1 protein-coding gene is annotated in these 2,063 nt (G+C 61.8%); it reads right to left on the bottom strand.

Annotated elements, in window-relative coordinates; genetic code table 11:
* A partial coding sequence (locus tag AC1D0Z_RS20310; protein WP_477659974.1) for a sensor histidine kinase occupies window positions 1-2,063 on the bottom strand: 2,063 nt, incomplete at both ends.

Here is a 2,063-nt window from a genome sequence, read left to right as displayed (position 1 = left end):
ATCGTGGCCTTGTAATTGGCCAACGCGGCAGGCTCAATGTTGATGTAATCGAGCTCCCAGGCCGTCTTGCCATGGGCGGATTTCGGGATGCCCGAGGTGCTCGGGGCCTCTCCGGGTACCTCGACGAAGCGGTAGTTCTCGTCCTGCTCCCAGAACCAGTCGGACGACAGCGCGGTGAGCGCGCGAAAGCGCTCCTCGCTTTCGCGCAGAACCTGCTCGGTTAGCTTGCGCTCGGTGATGTCCTGGATCTGCGCGATAAATTGCAGCGGCTTGCGGTCTGCATCGCGCACAAGTGAGCAGCTCATGTAGCCCCAGACGGTGCGGCCCGATTTGTGGATGTAGCGCTTTTCCACATGGAAGGATTCGATTTCGCCGGCCAATGCCCTTCGGCGCTGCTCCAGGTCCCACGCGATATCGTCGGGATGGGTCAGGTCATGGATGGTGCGCGAGAGCATTTCTGCCTCGGAATACCCCAGCATCTGGCAAAAAGCGGTGTTGACCTTGAGCCTGCGGGAGTCAATGCCGATCAGGGTCATCCCGATGGCTGCGTGCTCGAAGGCATTGCTGAACTGGTTGTCGCTGACCGAGAAGACATCGTTGTCCGTGCTGAGGGGGCCGCTCGTCCTGAAGCTGGTGCCTGTGGTGTCTTTCACCGCGCTGGCACTGTCCGTCAGCGCAATGCCCGAGTCATCAAATGAGTCCCCCTCGGCCGGCATGGCGCCGGCCTGCTCGCCCCCGAGCGTGAAATAAAAGGTGCTGCCCTCACCCACCGCTGAATTGGCCCAGATTTTTCCGCCGTGGCGGGTAATGATGCGCTTGACTGTGGCAAGGCCGATGCCGCTGCCGGCAAACTCTTCCGGCGAATGCAGGCGTTCGAAGGTACCGAAGAGCTTGCTGGCGTACGCCATGTCAAAACCGGCGCCGTTGTCCCGCACAAAGTACACCAGTTGGCCATCGGCGCCGGTTTCCTTCCCGACCAGGATTTCAGTGTGTGGTTTCCTGGAGGTGAACTTCCACGCGTTGGCAATCAGGTTCTCCAGCACCTGGCGCAGCAGCGCAACGTCGGCCCGGCCCCAGAGGTTGGGCTCGACAGTGATGCGCACCGGGCGCTGCGGATCGTTTTCCGTCCACTGCCTGATGATCTTGGCTGCCTCGCTGCTGATATCGACAGACTCCCAGTTCAGGCTGGTCCGCGACAGCTGGGCCAGGGACAACAGGCCGTCGGTCAGCTCGCCCATGCGCCGCACGCTGCTGCGTATGCGGCTCAGGAAATGGTGCGCGCGCTCCCCGGATTCGCGCGGCACTGCCTTTTCAAGTAGTGCGCAAAATCCGTCAATGGTGCTCAGCGGTGTCCGCAGGTCGTGCGCCACTGAATACGAAAAAGCCTCGATCTCCTTGGTGGCGGCTTCGAGCTGGGCGGTCCTGCGCAGCACGCGCTTTTCCAGGTTGACGTTGAGCTGGACGATCTCCTRCTCGGCCTGCCTGCGCTTGGTGATGTCGGTGATGGTGCTGACATAGCCCGACAGCGCACCCGTGCCATCCGCCAGCGGCTGCACGTTGATGAGCGCCCAGAATTCACTGCCGTCGGACCGGCGATGGCACACCACACGGCTCAGCTGAGGCTTGCCTGTGCGAACAGCGGCAACGCTGGGCCACTCTTCCCTGGGCATGGGCGTGCCGTCTTCGCGGAATCTCTGCCATTCCGGCTCGACGGAGGTCTGGCCTTGCAGCTGGGCCAGGGTCCTGCCGAGAATGCGTTCGGCGCTCGCATTGCAATCAACAATAAGCCCCTGGGCATCCCGCAAAATCACCCCTTCGACCAGTGCCTCCACCACCGCCCTGAAGCGCGCCTCGCCAACCCGCAGTGCTGTTTCAACCTCTTTGGCCGCCGTGATGTCCGTACCCACGCCGCGATAGCCTTCGAAGGATCCGTCTTCACCAAACACCGGTTCACCGCTGACGCTTCGGTAAAGGACATTTCCCTCCTGATTGGTAAACCGGTATTCGAAATTGCGGAAAGGCAAATGGGCCTGCAGAACGGCCTTGTGCTCGTCCCATGTGCC

The sequence above is a fragment of the Polaromonas sp. P1_E3 genome, from assembly GCF_056405935.1.
This window is presented reverse-complemented; position numbering and strand designations above follow the sequence as displayed.